4 protein-coding genes are annotated in these 3629 nt (G+C 50.6%); all 4 read left to right on the top strand.

What is annotated here, in order from left to right:
• Window positions 1-692 (top strand): IS3 family transposase (locus JNK54_10215; protein MBL8024633.1); only part of this gene is annotated, 692 nt, incomplete at its 5' end.
• A gap of 355 nt (window positions 693-1047) precedes the next feature.
• Window positions 1048-1236: a hypothetical protein gene (locus JNK54_10210; protein MBL8024632.1), complete on the top strand. Its 189-nt coding sequence runs from the start codon at window positions 1048-1050 to the stop codon at window positions 1234-1236.
• Window positions 1143-1703, top strand: a complete 561-nt coding sequence (locus JNK54_10205; protein ID MBL8024631.1) for a hypothetical protein — start codon at window positions 1143-1145, stop codon at window positions 1701-1703. The genes JNK54_10210 and JNK54_10205 overlap by 94 nt, the downstream gene beginning before the upstream one ends.
• Before the next feature lie 113 nt (window positions 1704-1816).
• Window positions 1817-3427, top strand: coding sequence for an ankyrin repeat domain-containing protein (locus tag JNK54_10200; GenBank protein ID MBL8024630.1), 1611 nt, complete (start codon window positions 1817-1819; stop codon window positions 3425-3427).
• The last annotated feature ends 202 nt before the right edge of the window (window positions 3428-3629 follow it).

Below are 3629 nucleotides of genomic sequence, written 5' to 3'. Positions count from 1 at the left end.
GGAAAATCTGTGGGGATCGGCCCACATACGGGGTCCCGCGAGTGCGGCGAATTGCGGAGCGGGATTATGGGGAAAAGATGAGCTATCATCGGGTTTACTCGATCATGGAAGAGGAAGGGTTACTTATTTCCAAGACGCTTGGCCAACAAAGCCGGCGGGAACACACGGGTAAAATCAGCGTAGAGGAACCCAACACACGATGGGCGAGCGATATCACAAGCATCAAACTGTGGGATGGGTTGAAAGCCCGGTTTACATACGTTCTGGATTGTTGCGATCGGTCCATTATCGCATGGCGGCTGGGTCTTCGAATGCAGGCGGTGGATATTGAGCAAATGATTGAGGAGGCGATCCTGACCCGATTTTCAAAGGATCAAATCCGGGCACCGGGGCTGGAGTTCCTGCATGATAACGGTCCCGAATATGTGGAGAAGGTGTTTCGCAAAAGGTTACTGGAATGGGATGTGGTGGATTGTCACACCCCAAGTTATTCTCCGGAATCAAACGGAATATGTGAAGCCTTTAACGGGACATTCAAGCGGGATTATGTGTATCAGGGAAATCTGGACAACATTGAAGTGCTAAGAAAACAAATAGAAAAGTGGGTGGTGGACTACAACACCTTCGCCCCCCATTCGGCGTTGGGGATGAAGACCCCAGCGGAGTTTTTTAAACTAATGCAGGCGGCCTAACTGGTTCGAATTTGGACCGATAAGAGCAAAAAACCGGAAGAGAAGGTTTTTCGTTTTATAAGAAAAAAGGGCTAGAGAAGGCCCTCCTTATTCACTTGTCGAAAGAGACACATCGAAAGCTACGTCACAGGGCGTTTTTGAAGGAGCTTTCGATTCAGAAGACGGTTCTACAAATAATAGAAGAAGCAGTTAAAAATGAACCCCTATCCTAATGAAAAAATCCATCAAGGATATTCTTCAGCAGTTTCGCGAGGAGGCCGCGTCCAACCATGATCTCGGGGACCGATTTGAACGGTTGATTTGCCGGTAACTTCAAATCGACCCGCTGCATGCGGACCGATTTCCAAACGTTTGGATGTGGAACGACTGGCCTCTCAAGGGGAAGGTGGGCGACGTGGGGATCGACCTGGTGGCGCAGGAAAGGGCCACGAGGGATTACTGCGCCGTCCAATGCAAATTCTACTCGCCGGACCACAGCATTGCAAAGACGACATCGGCTCCTTTTTTACTGCCGCCCGGAAAACGCAGTTCTCCTTCTGTTTGATCGTTTCCACGACGGATAAATGGAGTGAGAGCGCTGAGCACGCGCTCCTAAGCCAGTCGAAGCCCATCTTCCGTCTTCTCGTTCAGGGTTTGGACGCGAGCCCCGTTGACTGGTCGAAGTTTATCCTTCAACGCCCCCAAGATATCGGCCTTCGGAAACGCAAGACCTCGAAGGATCATCAGACGGAGGCCTTGCAGGACGTGGTAAAAGGGCTGGACAAGGCCGACCGCGGGAAATTGATCACGGTGCAGGACCGGGAAGATGTTCACGGCCTTGAAGATCGCCGAGCATATGGCCCCGCAAGGGCACGTGCTTTTCCTGGCCCCCTCCATTTCCCTGCTTTCGTAAAACCTTCGGGAATGGACGGCCGAGGCGTCCCCAACCATTCACAGCATGGCGGTTTGTTCGGATACAAAAGTCGGGAAGCGGGAAAGGGATCGCCCGACACTTTCTCCGATATCCATTGATCCATAAAGATTCGCCTAGTAATTAATCGATCGAGGGCGGGTGCTTTAGGGAACAAGCTGAGCTATTTGGTGTCTCTTTGGACATGACGCCTAACACATTAAGAGGAGGTTTTATGAGAGCTCCGTTCTTGATCTCGATATTCATATTTACGCTTAGTAATTATCTTCCCAGGATATCGGTGGCCACTGAGAATGAGCCTCTGCAAGCACAACTAATTAAGGCCGTTCGATCCGGCGACTCTAAACTGGTTGAGGCCTTATTGAAAAAGGGTGCAGACCCAAACAAGGGACCCCTAGGGGAGCCCTTTCCGCCATTAGACGCCACGGTGATGGATGGCTACATCTCGAGGGGCTCAAAAATAAAAATAGCTCAAATTCTCATCAAGGCGGGCGCCGCCACGCCCAGCGAATCCTCGCTCAACTACATTTTTAATCAACGGTTGGACGAAATCATGCAAGCGGTCAACGAAGCCTATCCTGCGGACCCATCGGTAATGGCGGCGGCAATCAAAAGGGGCGACCTCGTCTTGTTCGAGCGCTTGGTGAAATTGGGATACCCCCTGTCGAAAGCCAATATCTTTGTAAATCCGCTCATTAGCCGGGCCACTCCATTGCAAGCTGCCATTGCTCTTAACCAAGAGGACATCGTGACAGCTTTGGTGGGGGCAGGTTGCTCGTTTAGGCCGCAAGATAAAATGGACGGCGTCTCCATTACTAACGCCGATCTCCTGGCGCGGGGATCGCCTGAAATCCTGAAGATTTTTTTGGAAAAGGGCCTCAACCCGTCAACTAAAAACAGCGAGGGCAAAAACCTGCTAATGCTTGCCGCCGCAAGCGGAAGATCTGGTTCGATCCACCTCCTGATTTCCAAAGGGGCAAAAGTTGACGCGAAGGACGAATACGGGGATACGCCCCTCATGTACGCCGCAAGGTTTGGCACAACAGAAACCGTAAGGGCACTCCTTGAGCATAACCCTAATCTTTATCTTTTTGGCAGCGGTGGCCAGAATGCGAAGGTTATGGCTTTTTACTGCGAGCATCCAGAAATTGTTGAGGTCCTGGAGCAGGCGGGGATGGAGGGCTATGCGGGGAAGGGAATCCCAAAGTCTTCCTTTGACCAAGAAGTAGCCGGAAAATTCCAATCGGATATCACGGCCAACGTATATTGGAAACTACCCTTTCTCCCCGCTGGCCAGCGTTTTTTCTCGGTGAAATCAACGTCTTCATTGTCTGAATTTTCTTCATTACCGCATCCGGGGAGGCCAGTTCGTTCAGCGCCGCAGGCTTTTGAGATCTATGCGGTGTTGGCAGACCAGCGCGTAGTAAAACTGTCCGCGCCTTCCGATTTTCAAATGCTCAACATTAAAATCAGGTCTGGTCGAGATGCACTTCGCCTAGTTCGGTCCTTTGATTCCCTGGACTTGAGGGAATTCATGGAAATTCCCAGCAACGGGGAGATGACAGTAAGGCCGCTCGATATATTGAAAAAGGCAGGCATGACAGAGCCTAAAGTTAAGTTAGGCACAGATGGAAAGACATTCGTCATAGAACGATTCGGGCTACCCATCTCTGAGGCTCGGCTTTGGCACAAAAAATCTGCAACTATCAATACGATGATTAGGTCTGTGGAAACCATTGGGAGGGAAGGTCAATACAGCCAAACGGTTGAGACAGTTCCGGTATCAGGAATCCTCGTTAGAGTTCCGTTTATAGGCGAGCGCTAAGTTTCATAATAGAACTGGTGGCCTTGGTTGGGCGAAGCCCAGCAAGGATATTTTCTTTTTAGTGGACAAGAGAGGACAAGAGGGACGCATTTAGTTAATTAGGTATTAGCCAAGGGCGAATTTCTGTGTCTGTTTAGCTCCAGGGGGTGAGAAACCAAAATAAGGGTGAGCTGAAGGGCGGAACCCCCCTTAGATACCGGAG

This window comes from Elusimicrobiota bacterium, assembly GCA_016788905.1.
Classification (GTDB): Bacteria; Elusimicrobiota; Elusimicrobia; order FEN-1173; family FEN-1173; genus JADKHR01.
The sequence above is the reverse complement of the archived record's forward strand: the minus strand, read 5'-3'. Positions and strand labels throughout refer to the sequence as shown.

Coding starts and splice junctions, on each gene's coding strand:
- JNK54_10210 (MBL8024632.1), top strand. CDS start 1,048: ATGTGGAACGACTGGCCTCTCAAGGGGAAGGTGGGCGACGTGGGGATC.
- JNK54_10205 (MBL8024631.1), top strand. CDS start 1,143: ATGCAAATTCTACTCGCCGGACCACAGCATTGCAAAGACGACATCGGC.
- JNK54_10200 (MBL8024630.1), top strand. CDS start 1,817: ATGAGAGCTCCGTTCTTGATCTCGATATTCATATTTACGCTTAGTAAT.